Here is a 26411-nt window from a genome sequence, read left to right on the forward strand (position 1 = left end):
TGGATGACTGATCGCTCCCTTGATTCTGCAGTCACAAATCGAGATATTCTATGATAGGTCACCTGAACTTTTCAGAGTTCAGCAGGAAACAGTCCGGATCGTCATCTGAGTCAACTGCAAGTCCTTATTATCTCTCAATTAGATCGTTAAACGAATATGTCTGCCGTCGCCCACTCCCCGCTGTTAAAATTACATCCTGATGACAATATCGCCATCGCACGCAATGCGGTCGGCGAGAATCAGGAGTGTGAATTATCAGAAACGGAAAGCGTCACCACCCGGGAAGACATCGATCTGGGACATAAAGTCGCGATTAAACAGATCAACAAAGGGGAAGCGGTCCGCAAATTTGGTCAGGTGATCGGCTTTGCCACCTGTGATATTCAACCCGGCTACTGGATCCACAGCCATAACCTGGCAGCAGGTGAGTTGAGCCTGGACTATGCATACTCAACTGATGTCCCCGCGCCACCCGAGCCGATCACAGGCCGCACCTTTATGGGTTACCGGCGTCCGAATGGGAAAGCGGGGACCAGAAATTATCTGGCAATCGTCAGTACCGTGAACTGCTCTGCTACCGCTTCCAAGTACATCGCCCGGGAACTGGCACAAACTTCTCTCAAAGACTTCCCTAATATTGATGGCATTATTCCCCTGGTTCACAAAGGGGGATGTGCGATGCAGTATGACGGAGAAGATCATCATCAGCTGATGCGTACCCTGGGTGGTTTTGCGAAGCACCCCAATATAGGAGCTTACGTAATTCTGGGACTGGGCTGTGAAACAGGGCAAGGCGCGTTTCTCTCTGATTCTGAAGGACTGGTTCAGCTTCCTAACCTGAAAGAGCCACCTGCAAACGCGCCACTGGTACTTAACATTCAGGATATGGGGGGCATTGCTAAAACAGTCAAGCAGGTTTCGGCTCTGCTGAAGGAATATCTGCCTCAGGTCAATGATGTCACCCGCGTCCCCATTCCTGTCTCCGAATTGATTCTGGGCACCGAGTGCGGAGGCAGTGATGGTAATAGTGGTGTGACGGCCAACCCGGCACTCGGCATCGCCAGTGATCTGCTGGTCGCTCATGGTGCGACTTCCATTCTGGGGGAAACTTCCGAAATCTATGGCGGTGAACACCTTCTGACACGACGGGCCATCACACCGGAAATCGGAAAAAAACTCATCGAACGCATTCGCTGGTGGGAAGAATACACGGGAAAATTTGGAGTCGTCATTGATAACAACCCTTCTCCAGGTAACAAAAGAGGCGGCCTGACCACGATTTACGAGAAATCGCTGGGAGCCATCGCCAAAGGGGGCAGCACCGCGCTGCGTGAAGTCTACCGCTTCGCAGAACCGGTTACCGAAAAAGGCTTTGTCATCATGGATACCCCAGGCTATGACCCGGCTTCCGTCACCGGCATGGTCGCCGGCGGTGCGAATGTGGTCGCCTTCACTACAGGGCGAGGCAGCTGTTTTGGATGTAAACCGGTTCCCAGTATCAAAATCTCGACCAATACCCCCATGTTCGAACGCATGGAAGAGGATATGGATCTGGATGCCGGCCGCATCCTGCATGGCACTTCTGTCGAGCAGGTGGGGCAGGAAATCTTTGAGCTGATTATCGAAGTAGCCAGTGGTAAAAAAACAAAAAGCGAGGCTCAAGGCATCGGAGATGAAGAATTTTGCCCCTGGAGTATCGGCCCGGTCCTCTAATTTTGTCGTATTTACACAGATCCGGGTGACCTGAATTTTGATTGATGACCGGCCTGAATCTGATTCAGGGCTTCGTATAGCACGTCTCTTAATATCTCCTTATTTAACAATACATTACGTCTGCACCACCCTGTTTCATACCACCTCAGATGAATCCCGTCTTGAGGGATCGCAAGCCTATCGTATATACATGTGTTCGCACAGATGTCGTACCATTAAAACCGTCAAGACTATTGAAACAGGAAAATTCGGCATCTTCCGAATAATCGCTACAGTTTACCAGAAGCACTGTCCGATATAACCAGCAACAGACTCCGCGCTTTTCCGTATTAGACCGCGCGGATTGTTATCAAAGTTTCCGCTGTTTGTAAGGACGTATAGATGCGGCTTCTTCATTGGCTAGCACCGGTATTGAGCATCGTTCTCATCTCGCATGCACACTCTCAAGTACATGCGCAGGGATATCCGCCCTCATACCAGGGAGCCGGGATGGTACAACCTGTATCATACGATCCCGGGGCACACCCTTATGCACGAACCATGGTCCCACCGCCACCGCCCGGCTACTTTCAGCAGCCAGCGGGACCATATGGACCACCGACAGCACCGGGAGTTCCTATGAATATAGGTCCCGAGGCACCGGTTAGTGCATTCCCCCGGATGTCCCCCTTCGAACATCAGTTTCAACAACATCGTGTTGAAAAAGATGGTCTTTGGATGTTTCGATCAAGCAACCAGGGGAAAAGACATTTCTTCAGCATGGAGGCCCTGTTCGGTCGATATCGCCGACCGGGGAGTGCCGTACTCGGAAATAATGATTCCATTTCCTATCTGCATATGATGGAAGACGAACTGATCCTGGAAACAGATGAAGAATACTTCGATCAGTTCAACGATAATACGGGACTGAATTTCTTTGACCGTACCACTTACGATGTCGTCCCGAACATGAATGCCCCTGGTACAAGAATTCGCTGGGGTTGGATGAATGACGATGACAGCGGGTTTGAATTGACTGGCTGGTGGCTCGCACGAGCTGATTCCGGCTGGTCAGCTGATGAACGATCAACACACAAATCAAATCCGGCCAATCAGGCAGTCTTTGATATTCTGATGTCACCTCCAGACTACATTTTCAATGCGATTCCAGGCTACTCTGTCACAGATATTGCATCAATCCTGGAAGAGGAACTGAAAAACCTCGCTTCACTCCCTCTGGATGACGGTACCGTTGACGGGGTTTCTGTCCCTTATGACATAGACTTTCGGATTAAAACCGTCAGTCAGTCCTGGGGAACCAATGTAACCTGGATGTCAACACCCATTGTGGATAAGAAAAATCTGAAAATCCGTGGTCTGGCGGGTGCTCGCTACTTGAAGGTCCGGGAAGGATTCAGTTTCTACGGTCGTGACAGTGGTCTGATTTACGCCGAAGGAACAACGGCTGCCAGCACCCAACCTGACTTGAAACTGGTTTCACTCCCCACTGGTACCGACGAAAACCAGGATGGTATTATTGACAACACTGGTTTCTCTGAAGACGATTCTACCGGTACTACCAGCACCACCACTGCCGTCATTTTCCTCTTCCAGAATGACCCTGTGACTTCCTATGTCAACAACACAGTCGATACGAATCTGGCTGGTCCAGAAATCGGTTTTCAGTTTGATCTGGGAGGCGATAAGTTCAAGATCTGGGGTCAGACTAAACTCGGTATCATGGCTAATAGAGAAAAGATCAAACTCAATGGTGATAATATTGGTATGATTACCCGGGACGATCCGACCGACTTTGATCGTCCTCAGGCCCTGATCACACCAACCGCCGATGACCCCAATCCAAACCAGTTCAGCTCTTACCAGACACATACGCATGTTTCACCACTGTTTGAACAATCGATCTTTGCTGAAATGAACCTCTTCGACAAAGTACCAGTGCTGAAACGCATGAAACTGCTGGAAGAAGCCAAACTTAAAGTCGGCTATACCTACATTGTCGCCGGTGAAGTCACACGCCCTTACGAAAGTATTCTCTGGACAGGGATGCCAACACGAGGCCTGTTCCCTTCCATTGATGTGAAACGGGAAAAATGGAGTGTCGGAACCTGGAGTGTCGGTCTGGACTGGAACTATTAAAACATTCCGCTGACATTATCAAACAGCGTAACCGGCGGGGAACCAGATTTTCCCGCCGGTTTTTTATTTGATCTGAGTGAGAACAACATCACCCTGCGGACTGTTATCACCGGGGTAAATCCGATCCTCTCCTTCCACCTGAAACCAGATATCAAGCAGCCCGGTCCCGGCTGTCAGCTCGAACTCAGCAGCGGACTCCCCGACCTTCAGGAAATCATGCACTGTCCTGCCCTGCCAGTTCACACATAGTTTGCCAGGCCTTGTCGTTTCTTGATTGATTTTCACTCGATACAGACCCGGCCGGACGATTTCCACCATCCAGCCTTCTGAAATACCCCCTTGGAAGGATCCATCCTGATAACGGCACAGGATGCTGGACTTCTCCTGTTCCCGATCAATGACAATCAGACCAGGTTCAAAATTCCGTGTTGTTCTCATCTCTGAAAACCAGTCTTCATATTGTTTAAGCAAAATTTTTGCAGTCTCCGGATGTGAATCCAGCACATTCTTCTGCTCCACCGGGTCGACCGAAAGATCATACAATTCCAGAACGGGCTCTGCCTGCAGTATCAGATTTTCTTTTCCGAAAGTGCCCGGGTAACCTGCCAGTTTGAACCGATCTGTCACGACCGCGAAATTCTGATAACGTTGAGGTGTCAAGCCTCGATGCACCTGAAAAAACAGACTTCGTTCCGGCAATTTTTTTTTACTTCCCGTCAACAGCGGTGATAGATCCACTCCATCCAGCTTGAGAGCTTCCGGACGTAGTGTATCCGTCAGAGCCAACAACGTGGGCATCAGATCGATGTGTGCGGCGATCTGATCTATTTTTGTTCCCTCATGAAAATGACCAGGCCAATGCGCCAGGCAGGGAACTCGGATTCCCCCTTCATAGATCCAGGATTTCCGTCCCCGCAGGCCTCCAGTATTCCGCTTCTGTTGCGGGCCATTATCTCCCAGAAACAGAACCAGAGTCGTCTCAGTCAGTCCGGTTTGATCCAGATGTGATAACAGCTTTCCAATGTTTTCATCCAGGTTCGTAATCATTCCATATACGCGGGCCGTTGTTTCATCGAGTCCCTGCTGTTGATAAGGTTTCCAGTAGGACTCTGCAATTTCCAGAGGCGTATGAGGCGCGTTAGTCGAGAGATAAACAAAGAACGGATTATCTGCCTGTTTCTGTTGATCAATAAATTCCAGCGCCGCATCAAAAAAAACGTCCGTACAATATCCGGTGGACTGAAACGCTTCACCATTCTTCCACAGTTTCGGATTAAAATAACTGTTGGGTTGATCGGGACTCTGACCAATCCCCCCGCTCTTATGAATCAGCGATTCTGTAAATCCCTGATCCTGGGGCCGCATCGGATAATTATCCCCCAGATGCCATTTCCCGAAGATCCCGGTCTGATAACCGGACTGCTGTAATAACTCGGCAATGGTGACCTCTTCTCCATGCATCTTTGCGCCGCCACGCGAGGTATGAATGACTCCGGTACGATAATAGTTACGCCCCGTCAACAGACTGGCGCGCGTCGGTGCACAGACGGGACTGCAATAGAACCGGGTCAACTCGATACTCTTTTCCGCCATACGGTCCAGGTACGGCGTGTTAATTTTCGAATTCCCATGAAACCCGACATCACCATACCCCTGATCATCGGTCAAAATGACAATCACATTGGGATGGCTCGCAGCGCACGCTGTTTCTTCTCCACAGAGTACGCCTGTCACCAGAAACAGAATTCCCGTAAACCATTTTACGGTAGAGATATAAAACTCATTCATCATCGCTCCAGGTATTGAAAGAGGATATTCCCACAAAAAAAAGAGGCCTGCATCACAACCTTTGCTGAACCTCATCTGGAAAAACAGTTGTCGCTCCCTGTCTCATGCCTTACCATAGAGAGATCAACCAGAGGTATTCTCTAAGCGGAGACACCCATCATGAAATCCATTGCTGCCGGCTGCAGTATATTGATCTGCCTGATGGCAGTTTATGTCGAAACTGCGGAAGCACAGGCTGTCAGAATCCAGCAACCCATCGTACAACAATTTTCAGCCGGAACAACACTCACTATTCCCGATCGGGGTTCTGCGATGCTGGGAGGGATTCAATCAGGGGCCATTCATACCAGACAGAATGGCCCGTTTCGCAGCGGTTCCACATACGGTCACTCTTTCCAGAGTTCTACCAGCAGTGTCGGCGTCTATATCCATGATTTTGAAGCCATGGATCAGATGCTGCTCAATTCCGCGCCTCGGGTATTGCGCGACTCTCGGAATTTCCCCACAGCGCATCAACATTGGCGAAACCAGTTAATGAATCAGACCGTCGCGACCCAGCCTGCAGACAGTACGCCTGCCGGAACAATTTCCAATGCCCGTGAAATCAGGTTGTCGAAGGCAGCTCGATTTTATGAATTGGGACAGCAGGCGGAGAAAAAACACTCCACTCCCACTATCGCCATCCTGCATTATCGGAACGCGGAAAAATATGGCAGCAGCAAAGCGGCGGCTCGGCTGCAGGAACTTACGACGATCCGTACACAGAACACCCCAGACCGAAACAGAAGTGACGCAGAGTAATGCTGCGATCAGGCAGCTTCTTCTTCCGCGACAAAGATCCGATTGGGAAGATGCACCTTAGCATAGCGTTCTCCCCGTGCGTCGTAAAAGTAGACCATATTCGAATCAGAGGCCCAGATGGCTCCCAGGCGCACGCTACGCGGACCATTGATCGAGAACTGCAGTCCACAGCTGCGGCCCCGACGAATCAGGGACATTTCTGACATCGAGAACTGCTCTTCCAGCAGGTTCTCTTTCTCACACAGCGTTTTATGAATAAATAGTCGCAGTTCGTTAAGTGACTGGATGTTCTCTACACTGAAACTCATTCACTGTCCCTCTTTCAAATAATCCCGTTCACCTGTTTTTTCAGTGAAGTCAGCTGTTCGCTCACTTTCGTCCAATCCCGAACCAGCAGGTTGACCTGACGTGTATCGTCCAGCCAGACAGGCATCTGTCAGAAGAGTTGGATCGCCCGTCTCTTTGTTAAAATTTGAGAAGATGATGAATTTTCTGTATTCGTTACCTGGGTGAACTATTTCCCGGATTTCCACGAAATCCAAAAACAGGACTGAAGATCAATACAAAAACAGCACCAGAATCTCTGGTCGTCACTCCCTGTCCGGGTTGGATTGTTTTATCTAATCAGAACAGCTGGTTCACTTTACTGCCTCGAGGATTCAAATTCGCCTGCGCGAGGTATCGTTTTTTCTGATCAACAGGGAAAATCCTGATCTCCCCTAAATTTACCGAATATAAAATAGTTTGTATGATGGAAATCGATGCAAGCTGCAATTCCACCTTTTGTCCAGAATTGGCTCAACCATATTACTTATCTGAAGGATTTCCTGAAGTGCCCGTTATCTCTGCTCAGTCTCTGCAAAACTTTACTGAATCACTCCTGCTCCAGGGAGGCGCGAACGAAGAAGAAGCACGGATCGTTTCCCACAGCCTGGTCGATGCCAATTTACTGGGGCACGACTCACACGGCGTCATGCGGCTTCCCTTTTATCTGGGACGCGTGAAAGAAGGCATTCTGAAGGCAGGAGAGAAACTTCAGATTCTCAATGAAACTCCTGCTGCGATCACCGGTGACGGCTGCTGGGGATTTGGTCAGACTGTCATGCACGATCTGATGAATCGTTTAATTGAAAAAGCGGGCACCCTGGGCGTCTCCTGCGGGACACTGAAACGTGCTTCACATATCGGTCGCCTGGGAGAGTATGCAGAAATGGCTGCTGCCAAAGGGATGGCCTCTATCATCTGTGCCAATACACATGGCTCTGCCCCCCGCGTCGCTCCGGTAGGTGGAAAACGGCCTCGACTGGGAACTAACCCGATTTGTATCGGCATGCCCGGCGGTGCGGAAGGCCCCTTCGTGCTTGACTTCGGTACCTCCGCCACCGCAGAAGGTAAAGTTCGCATCAAAAAGATCGCAGGCGAACAGGTTCCTCCCGGACTGATTCTGGACCCCGACGGAAATCCCACCACTGACCCTAATATGCTCTACGGTGATCCCCCAGGCACGATTCTTCCGATGGGTGGAGACCAGGCTTACAAAGGCTTCGGACTCTCTTTTATGGTTGAGATGCTGTGTGGTGCGCTCTCTGGTGGACAATGTGCCTTCCCTGACCCACCACCACCACAGGGAAACTGTGTGTTCGTCGTGGTCATCGATCCCGGTCACCTGGGAGGTCAGAATCATCTGCTGAACGAAATCACCAATCTGGAGAAGTATGTCAGAAGCGTCCCCCTCAAAGAGGGAGCCAGTGAAATCTTTTTACCCGGAGATCCCGAAAAGAAAATCGCGGCCACCCGTAAATCAACAGGAATCTCTCTGGATAAAGGAAACTGGGAAGCCTTAACCAATCTCGCACAGGAACTGGGAGTTCCTGTACCTGAAGTAGAAGCTTAGTGTATATTCAATGATGGAAAACGAAACGGATCAGGATCAGGATTCCAGCGCACGGTTATATGTACCTGTCAACGAGACAGATAACATCAACCTCATCGTGAAACGCTCGTCTTCCAAAGAATATTGCTTTTCCAAATTTCCCGGGCAGGATCACTTCCACCTGTTAATGCATGGTGAAATCGTGGTGACGAACGGCCATGACCTGTACTGTGTCGACTGTGCCATCAGACACGGTTTCCTGACCCGGGACCGTTTGAACTGGCAGCATCGGAAAAGATAGGGCCGCTTCCACCAGCACTCTCAGCTTGAGCGCATTGCATTTAAACAGAGCGTCTCTCAATCGATTATACTCGGTCCAAATGGCCTTGGAGACGCTACAGTAAAACTGGATACAGTCGAATCAAAAACTCAGGCATTCACAGGCAGGATGGTTGTGGCCTTCATATAGTCTGATACGAACTCGGAGTCTGGTTCGTGCTGCACAAGCTGTTCTGCTTCAGACCACCAGGCAACCGCCTGCTCCTGTGTCCATTCTTCAATCTGCAGCGAGTTTAATGCGGCACTCAGTTCTTCTGCCCGCTGATATCGATCTTCTGGTTTCTTCTCCAGACACTTCATGACGATCGCTTCCAGCTCTTCCGGAATACGGGGGTTGATCGAAGTCGGTGTCATGACCGTCTGACTGGCATGCGCAAACATGACTTTCAACGCATTTTCACCTTCGAAGACAGGTTTGCCTGTCAGTAAATAGTAGATACTGGCTCCCAGGGAATAGATATCTGAACGGGGATCAGGGGTTCCATCTCCGGTCACGGCCTCAGGACTTGTATAAAGTGGTGATCCTACAACAGCCCCCTCCATGGTCAGATTCAGTGAATCTTCATTCGAACGATTATCCTTGACCAGTCCAAAATCCAGCAACTTGGCAACATCGTACAGTCCGCCACGCTCGGCTGAAAAGATATTTCCGGGCTTGATATCACGATGGATCAGACCTTTATGATGTGCTTCCGCCAAAGCAGAACAAACCTGCTTCAGCAGATAGACAACCCGTTCCGGAGGCAGAACGCCAAATCGTTCGACAATTTCCTGCAGATTCAAACCCGGCAGAAACTCCATCACATAATAGAACGTCCCCTCTTCGGTATGACCGTAATCATAGATTTCGATCGTATTGGGATGCGTTAACCCCGCCGTTGCCTGCACTTCGCTTTCAAACCGCAGCAGAACGTTCTCATCATCCACTTTATCCCGTCGAATCAGTTTAATCGCACACGGGCGCTTGAGCAGACGATGTTCTGCAAGATAGACTTCTCCCATCCCTCCACTGCCGACCTGCTTTCGTAATGTGTACATGCCGATGCTCTTCGCATCGAAGGCTTCGCGTCTCAAGCTGCCCACACGATGCGAACCATAGACGGCTGTACTGGCCGCGATCAACAGCAGGATGATCATTTCAGATAATCCACCTGAATAGAGCACTTCCGAAACCTGGGGGACCTGCGTCCCTGTCACCATCGCCCCGGCGATCGGACTGATTACCATCAGACTCACTACAGAAATCACCCCTCGCAGAGAGTTGGGAATGAAAAAACCGTATGTATAGATCAGAATCATCCAGGGGAACACCGTCCGCAACGGAAACGCAAACGCCACCTTGCCCAGCAGAATCGGATCGCAGGCGCATATCTCACAGAAATGCCACCAGATAAAGAAGGCGGCTGGCGCACCAAAAGTGATTGCTTCACAAATCCGCAGACGCCACAGGCACAGGCAGGGCTTCAACCACAGGACTCCCGATACGGCAAACAGTATTCCTGTCACAATGGAATCCAGAAACAGCATTTCCTGACCATGGGCGTCGTCAAACTCGCCCAGCCACAAGCCACGTATTAAAAACGCCAGAGAAGCCAGAGCCAGCAGCAGGGAGGCCATTCTCAGCCGATTGAGCAGCAGAACACGTCCCTGCTCCTGAAACATACCGGAGCCACGCGATACCACACCGGCATGCGGGCAAAACTTGCCTGCCTCTTTTTTGAATTCCTCAGGAATCAATGTAGCGATAGCCTGAGTGTTTGCCCCGGCATGTTGTTCTGAACCCATCCTCAAAGTCCCAGACATGATCAATTATTGTAAATGCAAACTGCGGATCAGAATTGGCGAGTCAATCTCACGCACTGCACTGACACAACCGACCCCGATGTGATTGTCTTACATGACACTTAAAACACAATCAGGATCTGCGTTTCAGGGGGAAAGAAAGTAAATAACTGACCACATCGCACAGATCATTTTGCTCTATTATACGTTGTTAAAGAAATGATTTATAGTACTTTTTGACAGCGTTCCACAAATAAGAAGGAGACACCTTAAGCTATTTATTAATATACACTTAATAAAACATGCCCCCCTGTAAAATCACTCATTTCTCGATCGGTTAAATTCGATTTAATGATTCAGAACAGACGGATGCAATGCTGAACAAGAGCTAATCGCCCTGTTTTTTCTGATAACATTCTCCCAGATGTACCATCATCTCCAGCGCCAGCAGATCGGCTCGACTCATCACATGTCGGGAACTGCGATTCCCCAGGCCTTTGATAATCAACTCGACGCATTGCAGATGGAATTCAAGAACCTGTGGTGGAGTTAAGTCGGCGGCCGCCAGTAATTCCGCGATCTGCACAATTTCATCCTTCAGGCTTCCCGCTCCCATGATCACATAAGTACGTAATAGTTCGTGATAATAATCCCGAACTTCAAACGGAATCTGTGGGAGTTCGGCCGGACGATCGGATTCGCGGAGATCGGATGTGACTGCTTGTGCTGAATCAGACTGCGGTTCACAGAATGCATCTGGATACACCAGGGACTGTAGTTCTTCCACCATCGAGCGCTGCTGATTCAGTAGACGTTCCGCTTCATCCCGTTCTCGAATCAGACGCCGATGTTTTTCTACCTGCAGTTGATGGTTTTCTTCGCTGAGTTGTTGAATCAGTAAAGCACGACGCATGACACTTAACAGTGCGGGAGACTCCCACAATGTTGAAGAAACGAGTATTTCCGCCTGGTTTTCACAGGCAGCCAGCGTGACCTGATCATCGGGAACGGACAGCAACAGCACGACAGGTTCATGGCAACCGCTGATTCGAATAGCGTTCAAAAGTTCCAATCGCGACTGTTTCAGTACGGCATCAACCTCGATCAACAAACAGTCATAGCTGTCATTTCGCAGTTGTGTTAACGCTTCCTCAGCTGTAGAAACCCATTCAAAGCGGGGTTCACTGCAGCCAATCGCATCCAGTCGTAATGCCAGCCCTACCCACACCGGTCGTTTTTCACTGATAAACAGGACTTTAAACCCGGAAGGGATCAGCTGTTGAAGAGCACTCTCTGCCTGTTGATCCACGCTGTCGCTCGATGCGGACCCTGCCTGTCTTTGCGTCAATTCGGCAAAAGGTTCGGTGTCAATCAGATTGTGTTGATCATGCTTCACACTCATTATCGGGCCTGTCTGCTGGCAGGACTATAGAGGTTTTGAATGGGAATTGTCAATATGAGCTCGCTGCAACCGCTGCCTTTAAAGGAAGTTATGCCTCTCTGGTACATCCTGGCTCACAGAATACCCCAGCCCCACATCAGCCACAGGTTCTAAGCCGGAAATCTTATGGAACGGGATTAAAAGATCAGCGTTTCCGCGTTGAAAACAGGACCTTCGACACAGGTGCGCCGATAATCCCACTCATCATCACTGATACGGACTTTCGCCACGCAACTGAAACAGGCACCAAAGCCACAAGCCATGGGAGTCTCCAGAGACAGCCAGCAGGAAATTCCCGCCTGCAAAGCAATCTTGCTGACCGCTTCCATCATTGGTTCCGGACCACAACAGAAAATGGTTGTCGGCGGCGTCTCACTTTCAATTCGCTGCTGTAACAACTCGGTCACAAAGCCCTGATGTCCGTACGACCCATCATCGGTTGCCACTGCGACATCCAGTCCCTCCAGTTGAAAATCGTCCAGACCAGCCAGATAGTCTTTTGATCGCGCGCCATATAACAGGCTCACATGATCCGGCAGCACAGGTAGTATTTGCTGGGGTTGACCGTATTTCCGCAGCCCCAATGCTTGCCGCGCCGTAGCCAGAAATGGTGTCTGCCCGATTCCGCCCGCGACCATGACCAGTGAACCGCTGCCCGGATGTGGAAACCCATTTCCCAGAGGCCCCCAGATCTCGACGCGATCCCCAGGTTGCCAGTGTGTCATCCGGGACGTCAGTTTTCCCACCACGACATAGCCAAAATCAAGGCCACTCGGCGTTCCATTTTCATCCAGACAGGTATCATACAACGCGAAAGGACGTCCCAGTAGAGGGTCATTCACTTCCGGTTCCCGTACCATGAAAAACTGGCCGGGTAAAATGACTTGAGCCACCTCGGGACATGCGAGACGCAATCGATAAGTGTCCTGCGCCATGCGTTCCTGCTCGACCACACGGGCAGAAAGATACTGGGGAGTTGCACAATTACTGAATTGTGAAGACTCTGTCATTTTCGCTTTCCTTGACGTGTCCCTTTGGCGGAAACATCGCCGATGATTCTACGTCCTGATGTTTTTGATTTCGAAGAGTCTGCTCCTGACTTCCGCCCCGTGGTGACAGACCGCTTTCCACCAGCCTTTTTACCGCCTGTGACTCTCTCTGAAACATTTTTGCCTGCGGCTGCCCCTCGCTCACCCGACCTCTTACCCACAGCTTTGCGAGGTGGCCGGGCCTTCGCAGGTGCAGCGTTTTTCTTCCCCTTCCGGTGACGGATGTCCGGGGAATGTTTTTCATTCATCAATTGTCGCACTTTTTTCAGCTCTGTGTCACTTAAACGTCGGAATTCCCCTGATTTGAGTTTTCCCAGATTCAGTGGACCAAAGCGGATCCGGACCAGTTGAATCACCTTGTGACCGATACGCGCCATCATGCGACGAATCTCTCGATTCTGCCCTTCATGCAGCGTTAATTCAAGAAATGCGCTCTTGCCCTGTTTTTTGAGATACTTGAGCCCTGTGACGCGAAATATGCCTTCCTTAAAACGAACCCCTTTCCGCAGCTCGTCCAGTTTTTCGCGTGGCGGATTCCCTACCACCTGCACATGGTACGTGCGGGTAACACGATACCTGGGATGCGCCAGCCGCTGGGCCAGTTCACCATCATTGGTTACCAGAATCAGCCCTTCGCTGTTTTCATCCAGTCGACCGACAGTAAAGAGCCGCTGACCATCATTCGGAAACAGATCGACCACTCGTCTCCTGCCGGCAGGATCATTGTTCGTACAGAGGAATCCGGAGGGTTTATTCAGCAGATAATACCGACGCGGCTGCAACCGAACCCGCTCGCCATCCACTTCGATGACCTGTGTCTCCGGATCAACCTTTGCACCTAACTCCGTGATGACATCGCCATCTATGCTCACGCGTCCGGTTTCGATATATTCTTCGCAATGACGGCGGGATCCCAGACCGGTGGCGGCCAGAAACTTCTGCAAACGGATCAGGTGACTGTCGTCATTGGCTGATGGTTCTTCAGGCTGGGTTTGCGGGTCGGAATCGGAACTCATGATATTTCAACTATGGTGAAAAGGAAAACGTAAGGAAAAGGCATTTACGCCTGTGTTTCTTATAACACAGCGTGCGCGCGATACCAATTATGCTGCAGGGTTTCTTTACAGGGAACTCAAATGATTTCCGGAATATCCGGTATTTCCAGCTTTTGTTCCTCAATCGCTTCCCGCATTCTCTGCAGTGATCGAATTGTCAACTGTCGAACCCGTTCGGTGCTCACCCCCAGGTCTTCCGCGATCTCACGAAATTTTTCCGGCGTATCTGATTTTGCAAGGCCGAAGCGACGCTTCAGAATGAGTTGCTCCCGCGCATCCAGGGTTTGCAGTACCTTTTGCAGAACATCATCAATGGTCTGGTGATAGGCTTCATGAGAACGCTGTGTCGAGCGGCTGTCACTCATCCCCAGCGCCAGAGTTTCCGCACCATTCAAAAATGTTTTGCGGTACTTTCGCCCTTTTTTTGTAGTTCGAAACAGGAAGTTACGTACTGCCCAGGTTCCATAGGTACTGAACCGATTGCCCCGCTCCACATCAAAAATCTCAACAGCGCGAATCAGCGGTAGATGACCATCACTGACAAGATCCTCGAACAGGTTGGCACGGTCAGTCAGATTTTTCGCGATCGAAACCACCAGACGCAGATTGGCTTGAATAATGTAATTTCGAAGACGCCGCGCATCTTTCAGTTTCTGTTCAATCCGGTCCAACAGACCGATGCAGGGAGACTTCAAATCAATCTGTGACTTCAGCGTCTCGGCACGAAATTTGAGATAATTCATCCCCCGAAACAGGATGACTTCCTGCTCCTTTTCCAGCAGTGGCACTGTATAAAGTTGCGCCTGCTGGAAATCAAATTCAGACAGTTCATAGTCTGAATCCGGATTTAAATCCGCACACAGCTTCTGAAGTGGGTGCAAAATGTCATCACTGGCTACAGCGTGTTCAAACCGCTCACTATAGACATACTCGATGTCAGTCGCATAGATCTGTTCCGCACGTTTCTGCAACTCACGCGAAACGCAAACCTTCTTCATACGAACTGCTTTTTTGACAGCCAGCAACTCACACTGACAGGATTTCGACTGATCCATAAGAATCGCCCGCTCACCCAGTTGGGAGAATGAATCTGCCTGCAGGTAATCAGCCGTCGATACACTATACATGAAATAGAAACTCGCTGAAGTTATACTTGCTCATATCGCGTCCTCTTTTCAGAGACACTGCGAACATACTAGGAAATCTATATCAATAAAACAATTTTAACAGGCAGAATTGTTAATATTGCCCGATAATTAATGATCTTAAGACGAGGTAAGAACTTGTAGACACTTCGAGCTATGATTTTCAGCGTGTAAATTTTGATCATTCAAAACACAACTGACTATTATTACACCGACAGGAATTTCCAGACGGACTCACGCCATATTCCACAACAGCCGATCAATAAAATAAGGGGTGAACTCGATCGTTTTCACCGGAAACAATTTCAGAATTCCTGTCCCATTTTCCTCAAAATTTCCCTCCCGAACCCTGTCTCAGTTCTGTTTGCCGTTTGCTATGTCTATTAAAGAGTTTAGACCTGCTGCTTTGACTCGCAAAACAGACTGAAATTAGTTAGCATTTCCCTAACTGAGATCCGTTGCAGCATTCTCAACGCTGAACCGGAAGCTGAACGATCTCAAAAAAGGACCGTGCCAGTTCCCTTACTCACGGTGCATCCCTAGAATTGTTGAGAACTCATCTGCGTGATTTCTTCCTGGATGACTACTGTCAGTGATCAAAGAGAAGTTACGCTCATCGAAAATACTTAAGCAGGTTGAAAGAACCATATCTCATGGTAGAACAGACAGTTACAGGTGCAGTGCCTGGAGTCGATCCAGCGGAACTCGAAGAATGGTTTGAATCGCTGGATGACCTTATCATCCGGTACGGTAAAGAAAGAGTCAAAAATGTGCTGGCGATCCTGCAGGAACGCGCCTATCGTCAAGGAGTGACGATGCCTTTCACAGCCAACACACCTTACATCAATACCATTTCCGTCGATGAGCAGACTCCCTTTCCCGGGAACCGTGAGATTGAACGCCGCATCAAAAGTATCATCCGCTGGAATGCGATGGCCATGGTCGTTCGTGCCAACAAATATCATGACGGCATCGGCGGACACATTTCAACTTATGCTTCCGCAGCCACACTCTGGGAAGTGGGATTCAATCACTTTTTCCATTCCCGCACGGAAGACCACTCAGGCGATGTCGTCTACTTTCAGGGACATGCTTCTCCTGGTGTTTACGCGCGTGCCTTTGTTGAAGGACGACTGACAGAAGAGAACCTGGAACGTTTCCGGCAGGAACTGCCCCGCGGTGGTGGACTCTCATCCTACCCGCACCCCTGGCTAATGCCTGAATTCTGGCAGTTCCCGACTGTCTCTATGGGTCTGGGCCCGATTATGTCCATTTACCATGCCCGCTTCCTGCGCTACCTGCATAACCGCGGTATCATGGATACCTCCAAATCCAAAGTCTGGTGTTTTGTCGGCGATGGTGAAACCGACGAACCCGAAACTCTGGGCGCCATTACGCTCGCTTCTCGCGAACACCTGGACAACCTGATCTTTGTCATCAACTGTAACCTGCAGCGTCTGGATGGACCCGTTCGAGGGAACGGCAAAATCATTCAGGAACTGGAAGCCGCCTTCCGTGGTGCCGGCTGGAACTGTATCAAAGTCGTCTGGGGAAGTGACTGGGATCCCCTGCTGGCGGAAGACGAAGATGGTCTCCTCGTAAAACGCATGGGTGAAGTCATTGACGGACAGTACCAGAAATATGTCGTTGAACCAGGCTCCTACATCCGCGAGCACTTCTTCGGTGACAATCCCGAACTGGCTAAAATGGCAGAGCACCTGTCTGATGACCAGCTCAAACGTATGAAACGTGGGGGTCATGATCCAGAAAAAGTCTATGCCGCTTTCAACTCTGCTGTGAACCACACTGGTTCCCCCACCGTAATCCTGGCGAAAACCATCAAAGGCTACGGCCTGGGTGAAGCTGGCGAAGGCCGAAATATCGCACATAATGTGAAAAAAGCCAATGAAGAAGAACTACGTGACTTTCGATCTCGCTTCGGGATTCCCATCCGCGATGAAGACGTCAAGGATACCCCCTTCTATCGGCCGGATGAAAACAGTCCCGAAATGCAGTACCTGCAGAAAAAACGGGAGGAACTAGGCGGCTATCTTCCCAAACGAACACCCACCGAAGAACGGCTGGAAACCCCAACTCTGGAATCGCTCGATAAATTTCTGACGAGCATGGCAGGGAAAAAAGGTTCCACCACCGGTGCCTTCGGGATCCTGCTGGGCAACCTGTTAAGAGACAAAGTCATCGGCAAACGTATTGTCCCCATCATTCCTGACGAAGCCCGTACCTTCGGTATGGAAGGCCTCTTCAAACAATGTGGTATCTACGCCAGCCAGGGACAGTTATATGAGCCGGTCGACCGTGATCAGTTGATGTACTATAAAGAAGCAAAAGATGGTCAGATCCTGGAAGAAGGCATCAATGAAGCAGGAGCGATTTCCTCGTTCATCGCGGCAGGTACAGCCTACTCCAATCAGGGCGTCAACATGATTCCGTTCTACGTCTATTATTCCATGTTCGGCTTCCAGCGTGTGGGCGACCTGGTCTGGGCCGCTGCCGACTCGCGGACCAAAGGCTTCATGCTGGGCGGAACCTCTGGTAGAACCACTCTCAATGGAGAAGGTCTGCAGCATCAGGATGGACACAGTCACATTATGGCTTCCACTGTCCCAACCCTGCTCGCCTATGATCCGGCCTACGCTTATGAGTTGGCTGTCATCATCCAGGATGGCCTGCGACGCATGTATCAGGAAGGCGAAGAGATCTTCTATTACCTCTCCGTCTACAATGAAAACTACGAAATGGCCCCCATGCCTGAAGGCGATCACGTCGTCGAAGGCATCATTAACGGGATTTATAAATTCCGGGCCCAGGAAGTTGAAAAACCGGCTGTCTCGATGCGGCCACAACTGTTTGGCAGTGGTCCGATTCTGCGTGAAGTCCTGCGAGCCCAGGAAATTCTGGCGGAACAGTTTAACATTGCGACCGACGTCTGGAGTGTCACCAGCTATAACCAGTTGGCCCGTAATGTCAAAGACGTCGAACGGGAGAACCGGCTGCACCCTGATGCAGAGCCTCAGAAGTCCTATCTGGATACGATCTTTGAAGGTGTCACCGGGCCGTTCATCGCATCCAGTGATAACATCAAACTCGTTGCAGACCAGATCCGTGAAGACATCCCCGGAAATTACTGTGTACTGGGAACCGATGGTTTCGGTCGCAGTGAAACCCGTGAATCACTCAGACGTCATTTTGAAATTGATGCTGAAAATGTAGTCGTCGCCACGCTGGTCTCTTTAGCCGAAGAAGGTCAGTTCGATAAATCAAAGCTGCCTGCCATCATCAAGGAACTGGGAATCGATCCGGAAAAAGTGAATCCACGGCTCGCTTAAATCCCATTACAACAGGTTTCATTGAAGCATTACCAAAAGAAGATAGAACACAACTATGGCTACTGAATTTAAACTTCCTGAAGTGAGTGAGGGTGTCGAGACAGCGGATGTCGGACAAATCTCTGTCGCGGTAGGCGATACAGTGGAACAGGGACAGGTTCTGATGGACATCGAAACCGATAAGGCGGTGGTCCAACTGGAATCGCCTTACTCAGGGACCATTGAAGAGCTCAAAGTTTCTGAAGGCGATTCGGTTTCGATTGGTGCCGTTTTACTGTTGATCAATGAATCCAACGGTGACGCATCCGCTCCTGCCAAAGAAGAAAAATCAGCAGAAACCAAGGCTGAAGAACCGGAAGCAGAAGAGCCAGAGACGGCGCAGAAAGAACAGTCCGTCGAGGAAGAATCGAAGAAAAAGCCCAAGCAGGAAAGCAAGTCGGCCTCCCAGCCGGCAACGGCTCCTGTGCGACCAGCGGATACAGACTCATCGAGTAATAAAGCACCTGTTCCCGCCGGACCTGCGACCCGCAAACTGGCACGTAAACTGGGCGTCGATCTGTATCAGGTCACAGGCTCCGAACCCGGCGGTCGCGTTACTCAGGAAGACGTGGAAAATTACGTCAAAAACCTGATTGCCAATGGTGGACCTTCCAGCGGCGGCGGTGGTATCGCCGTACCTCCTCTGCCGGACTTCACCCAGTTTGGAGAAATCGAACGTAAGAAACTCAACAAACTGTCGCGTGTCTCCGCCAAAAACCTCAGCCTGTCCTGGCAGGTCATTCCGCATGTCACTCAACACGACCTGGCGGACATCACTGACCTGGAAACAGCGCGCAAGCTGTTCATCTCCAAGCCCAATTATTCGGGGCCCAAGGTGACCATGACCGCTCTGGCCATGAAAGCGATTGCCATCGCGTTGCACGAATACCCGAGCTTTAACTCCAGCTTCGATTCGCAGACCGATGAAATTGTCTTCAAAAACTACATCAACATCGGTGTCGCCGTTGATACTGAAAATGGACTGGTTGTTCCTGTCGTGAAAGATGTTGACAAGAAAAATATCATCACCATTGCCAACGAAATGAATGCACTGGCTATCAAAGCGCGCGATCGCAGACTGGAAATGAATGACATGCAGGGCGGGACTTTCACCATCACCAACCTGGGTGGACTCGGTGGGACGTCCTTTACGCCAATCGTCAATCATCCTGAAGTCGCCATCCTTGGTATGTCACGCTCGCGACATGAATTCCAACTGTTGAATGACAGTCCTGTTCCCCGCCTGATGCTGCCTTTGTCGTTGTCCTACGATCACCGGGTCATCAACGGTGCGGACGCTGCTCGATTCATTGTACGTCTTTCCAGTTTGCTCTCTGATCCGTTCAATCTGCTGGTTGACTGCTGAGATCGTTATCTACATTGAAGTAATACAATTAAAGGTTTATCGATATTATGTCTGGATCAGCTACCAGAGAAACGGATATTGTTGTCATCGGCGGTGGCCCCGGCGGTTATCCGGCAGCATTTGAAGCTGCCGACAAAGGCTACAAAGTCATTATGGTCAATGATGACGTTGCCCCCGGTGGTGTCTGTCTGAATCGGGGTTGTATTCCTTCCAAAGCACTGCTGCACGTTGCAAAACTGATCAATGAAACCAAAGAATCCGCCGAATGGGGCATCTCCTTCCAGAAACCAGAGATCAATCTCGATCAGCTGCGGGATTTCAAAAACAGGGTTGTCACACAGTTGACCGGCGGTATCGGACAACTGGCCGGCGCCCGCAATGTGGAAATCCTCAAAGGCTTCGGAAGGTTCAAGGATGCCAACTCGGTCGAAGTCTCAAAACAGGATGGCACCAAAGAAACCATTCAATTCAAATACGCGATTGTGGCCACCGGTTCCTCACCGGCAGTCCCTCCGGTCTTCGATCTGGATGATGATCGGATCATGGATTCCACCGGGGCACTGGAACTGGCCGACATTCCTAAAAAACTGCTCGTTGTTGGCGGCGGTTACATTGGTCTGGAAATGGGTAGTGTCTATGCCGCTCTGGGTTCGGAAGTGACTGTGGTAGAAATGACAGGCGGACTGCTTCCCGGTGCCGACCGCGATCTGGTTCGACCGCTGCAGAAACGACTTACCGAAAGCTTTGCCGCAATTCACCTGAATACCAAAGTTGAAAAGCTGACTCCCGCCGACAAGGGAATCACTGCCGACTTGAGCGGTGAAGGAGTCGAACCACAACAGGTCTTTGATCGTGTGCTGATTTCGATTGGTCGTCGTCCAAACAACAAAGGCATCGGCCTCGAAAACACAAAACTGGAACTCGACGAACGCGGTTTTATCAAACACGACGCGCAACAGAGAACTGCCGAGACTCACATCTATGCGATTGGTGATATCGCCGGCGAACCAATGCTGGCACATAAGGCAACCCGGGAAGCCAAAGTCGCCATCGAAAGTATTGCTGGTGAATTCGGCGAGTTTGATAATATCGCCATTCCAGCGGTCGTTTTTACCGATCCGGAAATCGCCTGGTGTGGAGTTACCGAACTGGAAGCCAAAGACCAGGGACTGGATGTAGAAATCACCCGCTTCCCCTGGGCCGCTTCAGGGCGAGCTCAGACTCTGGGCCGTACGGAAGGCATGACTAAAATGATCTTCGATAAAAAAACCGGACGTGTACTTGGTGTCGGGATCGTCGGACCGGGTGCCGGTGAGCTGATTGCCGAAGGCGTCCTGGCAGTCGAGATGGGAGCCGTCGCAGAAGACGTCGCCGAAAGTATTCACGCACATCCCACGCTGTCTGAGACCTTAATGGAAGCAGCAGAAAGCTTCAGCGGTCAGGCGACACACATGTATAAACCCAAGCGAAAATAACCGGGGTTCCGACCTGCAGTTGATTCAGACTGGAGCCGGGCTCGTTAAACACAGGGATCAGTATCAAAGGCGTTGTTGAATGCGATTTCATAAACGATCAACGACCCCTTCTTACTTTAGTCGTCGTGATCAGATCCGGCTGTTTCGACTGGTTGCCGCTCTGGGTGTCATTTTTCTCGCGATGCTTTACGCTTCACGCGAAGAAAACTGGTACTGGCTCACGGGACGCCCTGCAGGTGATCCTGCCCGACAACAGGCCAAAGAAGCTCCTCGCGAAATAGACTTCAATGTCAGGGAAGAACCAAAACTCAATCCGGATGAATTTCGTTCAGAGCCAGCGCCTGAAATCAAAGTACCTGAGCAGGTCATCTCCCAGCTGGAAAGTGGTGAATTTGATGTGCGTATTGATCCGCGACTTCTGAATCCGGTCTCTGACAGTACCCTGGGTATCAAATCTCATGAAGCGAACGCTCTGTATTATCTGCTCGCCAAAGCGGCTGCCATCCCGCAGAATGTCCTGGAACAGTCGGCAGAACCGGCGCCGCCTTTTGTCGTCGTTATGACAGAATCTCCCAAATACCGGGGGACACTCATGAAAGTCAAAGGGCAGCTGAAACGGCTCAAAGCTCTACCAGTTGAAGAAAACAAGTATGGAGTGCAATCCATTTACGAAGGCTGGTTTTTCTCCAAAGATTCCGGCACGCATCCCTGGCGAGTGATTTGTACGCAACTCCCGCCGGGGATTCCCATGGGTGATAACCTTAGCGACATGCCTGAGGTCCAGATCACTGGATATTACTTTAAAAAATACGGCTATGCATCAGCGGCCGGAAAGCTCCAGACAGCACCGCTGCTGATTGCCCGCCAGATCCGCTGGTTCCCACAGACGAAGCAGACTGCCCCCTCTTCCTCAGGAGCGGTCAAATATATTGTCAGTCTGTTTCTGGTCATCAGTATTGCGCTGGCCTTCCTGATCTGGAAATTCATGGTCAGCGATCAGAATTTTTCCCGCAGTCGAACCGCAAAACTGATGCAACGCCCTGACATGTCCATGGAAAGTCTGAATGACATTGAAACCGTGGACATCAATGATGTGCTCAAGCAAATGGGTCAGCAGAAACAAAATCCACCCGGCTCAGATCAGTCTGACCAGCAGAAATAGACCAGATATCCGGTCAGGCAACCTGCATCTGAATCGCTTCATCAATTGCGGCAAACACCGTATCACACAGCTGCTCAATCAGCTCAGTAGGCATTCCCGGAGCCGGCATGAGAATCATCACATCACCCAGCGGACGCACAATCACGCCGTTCTTTCTGGCAGCCAGGGTCACCTGATGCCCCATGCGTTGTTCTGCAGGAAACGCCGATCTGGTTTCGCGATTCGCGACCAGTTCAATCCCCACCATCAATCCTTTGTGACGAATTTCTCCCACATGCGGATGATCCTCAAGCTCAGATAGACGCTTCGCCAGAACTTCAGAAGTCTCACGGATATGATCCAGCGTTCTGTTTTCATCGAATAACTTCAATGTGGCCAGAGCCGCAGCACACGCGAGGGAGTTCCCGGTATAAGTGTGCCCATGATAGAATGCATTATAGTCTGTATGTGCTCCTTCGAAGGCAGCAGCAATTTCTTCGGTCGCCATCGTCACTGCTAACGGTAAATAACCACCGGTAATTCCTTTCGCCAGACACAGAAAATCGGGAGTGACCCCTTCCTGTTCACAGGCAAACATCGTCCCGGTCCGCCCCAGTCCCACGGCCACTTCATCGGCAATCAATGGAATTCCATACTGGCTCGTCAGCTCCCGCACCCGTTTCAGATATCCAGGCGGATGCATCAACATCCCCGCGGCTCCCTGTACCAGCGGTTCAATTACAAACGCTGCCAGCCGCTGATGATGCTCTGCAAGTAATCGCTCCAGTTCAGCAAAGCAGAATTCAAGGTAACTCTCTTCAGTGTATCCCTCTGGGCGATGATAGGTAGTAGGACATGGAATCTGGACCGATTCAAACAGCAGCTTGCCGAAGATCTGATGAAAAATCGAAATCCCGCCGACACTGACCGAACCGATCGTATCGCCGTGATACGCGTGCTGCATACACGCAAACAGATCGCGGGGCTGCGATTCAACAGGTGTCTTCTGTGAGTGATATTGAAACGCCATTTTCAACGCGATTTCCACTGCTGTCGAACCGCTGTCCGAATAAAAGACTTTGGTCAAGTCAGCGGGCGTCCGTTTCACCAGTTCATCCGCCAGTTCAATCGAGGGTACACTCGCCAGCCCGAGTAGCGTCGAATGCGCGATTCGGTCCAGTTGATCGCGGATCGCCTGATCCAGTTCAGGTACACGGTGACCATGGACATTGCACCATAGCGAGGAAACGCCATCCAGATACGAACGCCCCTCGGTATCGATCAGAAAGAAGCCATCGCCCGATTCGATGATCGGAACATTCTCAGCACGATGCCCCTGCATCTGGGTAAAGGGATGCCAGACATGATCATTATCGATGTTACGTAACTCGTCAGGCTGCATTGTTCTACTCGGTTCTGATTCGTGCGCAGTAATTAAAAACAGAAAGAGCCACGTCGATGGAGCGTGACTCTTTCACTGATACTTCAAAACTTGAAATGGGACTAACCAGGCAGCAGGTCGCGAACGACATCGCGTTCATCCCGCAGTTCCTGTAAAGTCGCTTCAAACTTGGCCTGAGCAAAATCGTCATGCTCCTGACCTTCGACGATTTTCCAGGTAGTGCCATCACTGGTCAGTGGGTAACCACAGATCAAGCCTTCATCAACTCCGTAACTGCCATCGCTGCAGACAGCAGCTGAGAAGCTTTCACCCAGCGGAGTCGGTGTGATAATACTCTTAATCGTACCCAAGGCGGCATTCGCTGCCGAGGCGGCGCTGGAAGCACCACGTGCCTGAATGACGGCGGCACCACGTTTCTGCACGGTTTCGATGAATTCGCCACGTAACCAGTCATGATCTTCAATGATTTCAGGAACTGGATTGCCGTGGATTGTTGCATGATAAAAATCAGGGAACTGGGTGGCTGAGTGATTTCCCCAGATGTTCATGTTCTTGACTGCAGAAACAGGCTGCCCTGCCTTCTTGGCGATCTGTGTCATGGCACGATTCTGATCGAGACGGGTCATGGCGTACCAGCGATCGCGGGGAACTTTGGGAGCATTGCTCATTGCGATCAGGCAGTTGGTGTTACAGGGATTACCGACGACCAGAACCCGCACATCGTCAGCGGCAGCCGCTTCAATTGCTTTTCCGGTGCTGGTGAAAATCGGGCCGTTAATCCGGATCAGGTCACCACGTTCCATGCCGGCTTTACGGGGAATACTTCCGACACATACGACAAAGTTACAATCCGCAAATGCGTCTTCCAGATGGTCGCTGTCTGCTTTGACGACACCTGCCAGAGTTGGGAAGGCGCAGTCTTCAAGTTCCATCTCAACCCCATCCAACGCTGACAGCATCGGAGGGATTTCCACAAGATGCAGAATGACGGGCTGATCAGGGCCAAATATTTCCCCGGAAGCCAGACGGAACAGCATAGCATAGCCAATCTGGCCAGCTGCCCCGGTTACCGCAACTCGAATCGGATGAGTCATCTCTAAAGCACTCCTTAACATTGAATATTACCAGTGTACCTGTCCCTGAACACAGGTCAGGATTAATGCGGAATCTTACGTTTTTTTACCTCCCTGCAGACAGATCGGCAACCGCTGTGAGGCATCTGTTTCTAATTTCTGGAGACTACTGCGCATTGCCCGTGATTACAGGTCAGAAACTTGAATAAATCCAGAGATTCCGGCAAATCTCACTCAAGCAGACAACATGGTCATCACTGATTGAACAGTACGGTTCCACCAATAGCTACTACAGCCGCGGCCAGTGATGCAAACATGATTTTCACCCAGCTGTAAGGACGCTCCCCATTCACTTCGCCGGTCGCTGCGTTCACGGCGACTTGATACAGCGTATCCTTATATTTGTAGCTCATCAGCCATAAAGGCAACAGCAGGTGCTTGTAGGTAATTGCATCGTAATGACTCTCGACCGAATCAACCCGCTGGGTATCGCCGCCGATCCGGCTGCAGACTTCGGAATAGAGGGCTGCATCGATCCGCTCTTTTCCCAGCACGAACCCGTCATCCAGTTCGATCTCATAAGTTCGCGCAGTAAAGCCCGCTAGATAAGCATGCTTAAACGGAACCATCAGATGCAATGGAAACGGTTCCAGTTCCCGTATCAACTGGCGAGGCAAGCCGTGTGAAGCCAGAATGATCACATCATCGAAGAAACGTTGAAAGGCACCCGAAGCAGGATACCACCGTGTGCGTCTTTCCTGGCGACGATTCTTCCCGCTCCCCACGGTGACATAATAATACTCACCCCGCTGCCCGGAATAGCGGGTACTGGTCATCGAATCGTAAGTGAAATAAGGCATATAAACGCCGTGAAATTTTCCTTCGACTCCCTTCTCCACAAACTCATTCGGCGCAAACCACAGCGACTTAACCCAGGCTTTTAACTGCTGCCGCGCGACAGGCTCCTCAATCAGAAATGGCAACACCGCATCTACGGGGACCCGCTTCTCAGACGTATGCGCATGCTCCAGTTGAATGGGAGACGCACAGTACGGGCACTCGGAACTGGTGACTGAATCCACAAACAGCAGCGTGGCACCACAACTCTCGCAGCGCACTTCCTGTTCCCGCTCATCACCTTCCTGATCCGGGTGCTCTCGTAGTTCTCGCAGGTGTGACAGCATGGCGTGGATGTCCTGCTCTTCTATTTCCCGGTTCGGGTCGATACCGATCTCTTTTTGATATCCACAATGTCCACAGCGGAGCTTCTGTGTTTTAATGTTGAAGACCAGATCGGCGCCACAGCTTTCACAGGGAAAAATGCGACCATTTTCATCGTCAATCCGTTCGCCCCCTCGATCAAATGAGTCTTCCAGAAAGATCGGCTCATCGGCATCATGCGGAGGTAAAGGCGGTGGTTGTTGACTCATCTTTCACTTTCCGGAT

Annotated in this window: 19 protein-coding genes; 9 read left to right on the plus strand and 10 right to left on the minus strand. The window is 50.6% G+C overall.

Features of this window, described 5'->3' with window-relative positions:
- Positions 1 to 156: 156 nt before the first annotated feature.
- Entirely contained in the window at positions 157 to 1713 is a 1557-nt protein-coding gene (locus tag Pan161_RS17855; protein ID WP_145229390.1) for a UxaA family hydrolase, read from the plus strand.
- A 381-nt stretch (positions 1714 to 2094) separates the two neighbouring features.
- Positions 2095 to 3849 (plus strand): hypothetical protein, encoded by a 1755-nt coding sequence (locus Pan161_RS17860; RefSeq protein WP_145229392.1) that lies wholly within the window; start codon positions 2095 to 2097, stop codon positions 3847 to 3849.
- Between the two features lie 63 nt (positions 3850 to 3912).
- On the opposite strand, the gene Pan161_RS17865 is transcribed toward Pan161_RS17860, so the two are convergent.
- Positions 3913 to 5640, minus strand: a complete 1728-nt coding sequence (locus Pan161_RS17865; RefSeq protein ID WP_197995384.1) for an arylsulfatase — start codon at positions 5638 to 5640, stop codon at positions 3913 to 3915.
- A gap of 156 nt (positions 5641 to 5796) precedes the next feature.
- On the opposite strand from Pan161_RS17865, the gene Pan161_RS17870 reads away from it, so the two are divergent.
- The gene (locus Pan161_RS17870) at positions 5797 to 6438 is read left to right on the plus strand and encodes a hypothetical protein (protein WP_145229396.1); all 642 of its coding nucleotides are present in this window, start codon (positions 5797 to 5799) and stop codon (positions 6436 to 6438) included.
- A gap of 8 nt (positions 6439 to 6446) precedes the next feature.
- Here Pan161_RS17870 and Pan161_RS17875 read toward each other — a convergent pair whose 3' ends face one another.
- On the minus strand, positions 6447 to 6746 hold the full coding sequence (locus Pan161_RS17875; RefSeq protein WP_145229398.1) for a hypothetical protein: 300 nt from the start codon (positions 6744 to 6746) through the stop codon (positions 6447 to 6449).
- 524 nt (positions 6747 to 7270) lie between these two features.
- On the opposite strand from Pan161_RS17875, the gene Pan161_RS17880 reads away from it, so the two are divergent.
- Positions 7271 to 8332 (plus strand): Ldh family oxidoreductase, encoded by a 1062-nt coding sequence (locus Pan161_RS17880; protein ID WP_232103295.1) that lies wholly within the window; start codon positions 7271 to 7273, stop codon positions 8330 to 8332.
- Positions 8333 to 8342: 10 nt separating this feature from the next.
- Positions 8343 to 8612, plus strand: coding sequence for a hypothetical protein (locus Pan161_RS17885; protein ID WP_232103303.1), 270 nt, complete (start codon positions 8343 to 8345; stop codon positions 8610 to 8612).
- Positions 8613 to 8740: 128 nt separating this feature from the next.
- Here Pan161_RS17885 and Pan161_RS17890 read toward each other — a convergent pair whose 3' ends face one another.
- The 5 genes from Pan161_RS17890 to Pan161_RS17910 all read right to left on the minus strand — a co-directional run bounded on the left by Pan161_RS17890 (position 8741) and on the right by Pan161_RS17910 (position 15104).
- On the minus strand, positions 8741 to 10435 hold the full coding sequence (locus Pan161_RS17890; RefSeq protein ID WP_197995385.1) for a serine/threonine protein kinase: 1695 nt from the start codon (positions 10433 to 10435) through the stop codon (positions 8741 to 8743).
- Positions 10436 to 10820: 385 nt separating this feature from the next.
- The gene (locus Pan161_RS17895; protein WP_145229404.1) at positions 10821 to 11834 is read right to left on the minus strand and encodes a hypothetical protein; all 1014 of its coding nucleotides are present in this window, start codon (positions 11832 to 11834) and stop codon (positions 10821 to 10823) included.
- Positions 11835 to 12010: 176 nt separating this feature from the next.
- Entirely contained in the window at positions 12011 to 12883 is an 873-nt protein-coding gene (locus tag Pan161_RS17900) for a dihydroorotate dehydrogenase electron transfer subunit (protein ID WP_145229405.1), read from the minus strand.
- Positions 12880 to 13938 (minus strand): pseudouridine synthase, encoded by a 1059-nt coding sequence (locus tag Pan161_RS17905; protein WP_145229407.1) that lies wholly within the window; start codon positions 13936 to 13938, stop codon positions 12880 to 12882. The genes Pan161_RS17900 and Pan161_RS17905 overlap by 4 nt, the downstream gene beginning before the upstream one ends.
- Positions 13939 to 14054: 116 nt before the next feature.
- Positions 14055 to 15104: a sigma-70 family RNA polymerase sigma factor gene (locus Pan161_RS17910; protein ID WP_145229409.1), complete on the minus strand. Its 1050-nt coding sequence runs from the start codon at positions 15102 to 15104 to the stop codon at positions 14055 to 14057.
- Positions 15105 to 15775: 671 nt separating this feature from the next.
- On the opposite strand from Pan161_RS17910, the gene aceE reads away from it, so the two are divergent.
- The 4 genes from aceE to Pan161_RS17930 all read left to right on the plus strand — a co-directional run bounded on the left by aceE (position 15776) and on the right by Pan161_RS17930 (position 22511).
- Positions 15776 to 18469 carry a pyruvate dehydrogenase (acetyl-transferring), homodimeric type gene (aceE, locus tag Pan161_RS17915; RefSeq protein ID WP_145229411.1) on the plus strand — a complete coding sequence of 898 codons (2694 nt, stop codon included), beginning with the start codon at positions 15776 to 15778 and terminating at the stop codon, positions 18467 to 18469.
- A 55-nt stretch (positions 18470 to 18524) separates the two neighbouring features.
- The gene (locus Pan161_RS17920; RefSeq protein WP_145229413.1) at positions 18525 to 19874 is read left to right on the plus strand and encodes a 2-oxo acid dehydrogenase subunit E2; all 1350 of its coding nucleotides are present in this window, start codon (positions 18525 to 18527) and stop codon (positions 19872 to 19874) included.
- A gap of 47 nt (positions 19875 to 19921) precedes the next feature.
- Positions 19922 to 21349, plus strand: coding sequence for a dihydrolipoyl dehydrogenase (gene lpdA, locus Pan161_RS17925; RefSeq protein WP_145229415.1), 1428 nt, complete (start codon positions 19922 to 19924; stop codon positions 21347 to 21349).
- 79 nt (positions 21350 to 21428) lie between these two features.
- Positions 21429 to 22511 carry a hypothetical protein gene (locus tag Pan161_RS17930; RefSeq protein WP_145229417.1) on the plus strand — a complete coding sequence of 361 codons (1083 nt, stop codon included), beginning with the start codon at positions 21429 to 21431 and terminating at the stop codon, positions 22509 to 22511.
- A 13-nt stretch (positions 22512 to 22524) separates the two neighbouring features.
- Here Pan161_RS17930 and bioA read toward each other — a convergent pair whose 3' ends face one another.
- The 3 genes from bioA to Pan161_RS17945 form a co-directional block, all read right to left on the minus strand.
- Entirely contained in the window at positions 22525 to 23892 is a 1368-nt protein-coding gene (gene bioA, locus Pan161_RS17935; RefSeq protein WP_145229419.1) for an adenosylmethionine--8-amino-7-oxononanoate transaminase, read from the minus strand.
- A 101-nt stretch (positions 23893 to 23993) separates the two neighbouring features.
- A complete protein-coding gene (locus Pan161_RS17940; RefSeq protein ID WP_145229420.1) occupies positions 23994 to 24986 on the minus strand; it encodes a malate dehydrogenase in 993 nt (330 codons plus the stop codon).
- 233 nt (positions 24987 to 25219) lie between these two features.
- On the minus strand, positions 25220 to 26395 hold the full coding sequence (locus Pan161_RS17945; RefSeq protein WP_145229422.1) for a hypothetical protein: 1176 nt from the start codon (positions 26393 to 26395) through the stop codon (positions 25220 to 25222).
- Between the last annotated feature and the right edge of the window lie 16 nt (positions 26396 to 26411).

Origin of the sequence: Gimesia algae, assembly GCF_007746795.1 — a bacterium.
Lineage (GTDB): Bacteria > Planctomycetota > Planctomycetia > Planctomycetales > Planctomycetaceae > Gimesia > Gimesia algae.

Bases quoted from the DNA above. Each gene is read 5' to 3' on its own strand.
- Pan161_RS17855 (WP_145229390.1), top strand. From the start codon at position 157: ATGTCTGCCGTCGCCCACTCCCCGCTGTTAAAATTACATCCTGATGAC.
- Pan161_RS17905 (WP_145229407.1), bottom strand. From the start codon at position 13,938: ATGAGTTCCGATTCCGACCCGCAAACCCAGCCTGAAGAACCATCAGCC.
- bioA (WP_145229419.1), bottom strand. From the start codon at position 23,892: ATGCAGCCTGACGAGTTACGTAACATCGATAATGATCATGTCTGGCAT.
- Pan161_RS17920 (WP_145229413.1), top strand. From the start codon at position 18,525: ATGGCTACTGAATTTAAACTTCCTGAAGTGAGTGAGGGTGTCGAGACA.
- Pan161_RS17940 (WP_145229420.1), bottom strand. From the start codon at position 24,986: ATGACTCATCCGATTCGAGTTGCGGTAACCGGGGCAGCTGGCCAGATT.
- aceE (WP_145229411.1), top strand. From the start codon at position 15,776: ATGGTAGAACAGACAGTTACAGGTGCAGTGCCTGGAGTCGATCCAGCG.
- Pan161_RS17895 (WP_145229404.1), bottom strand. From the start codon at position 11,834: ATGAGTGTGAAGCATGATCAACACAATCTGATTGACACCGAACCTTTT.
- Pan161_RS17860 (WP_145229392.1), top strand. From the start codon at position 2,095: ATGCGGCTTCTTCATTGGCTAGCACCGGTATTGAGCATCGTTCTCATC.
- lpdA (WP_145229415.1), top strand. From the start codon at position 19,922: ATGTCTGGATCAGCTACCAGAGAAACGGATATTGTTGTCATCGGCGGT.
- Pan161_RS17865 (WP_197995384.1), bottom strand. From the start codon at position 5,640: ATGATGAATGAGTTTTATATCTCTACCGTAAAATGGTTTACGGGAATT.
- Pan161_RS17885 (WP_232103303.1), top strand. From the start codon at position 8,343: ATGATGGAAAACGAAACGGATCAGGATCAGGATTCCAGCGCACGGTTA.
- Pan161_RS17930 (WP_145229417.1), top strand. From the start codon at position 21,429: ATGCGATTTCATAAACGATCAACGACCCCTTCTTACTTTAGTCGTCGT.
- Pan161_RS17945 (WP_145229422.1), bottom strand. From the start codon at position 26,395: ATGAGTCAACAACCACCGCCTTTACCTCCGCATGATGCCGATGAGCCG.
- Pan161_RS17870 (WP_145229396.1), top strand. From the start codon at position 5,797: ATGAAATCCATTGCTGCCGGCTGCAGTATATTGATCTGCCTGATGGCA.
- Pan161_RS17900 (WP_145229405.1), bottom strand. From the start codon at position 12,883: ATGACAGAGTCTTCACAATTCAGTAATTGTGCAACTCCCCAGTATCTT.
- Pan161_RS17910 (WP_145229409.1), bottom strand. From the start codon at position 15,104: ATGTATAGTGTATCGACGGCTGATTACCTGCAGGCAGATTCATTCTCC.
- Pan161_RS17890 (WP_197995385.1), bottom strand. From the start codon at position 10,435: ATGGGTTCAGAACAACATGCCGGGGCAAACACTCAGGCTATCGCTACA.
- Pan161_RS17875 (WP_145229398.1), bottom strand. From the start codon at position 6,746: ATGAGTTTCAGTGTAGAGAACATCCAGTCACTTAACGAACTGCGACTA.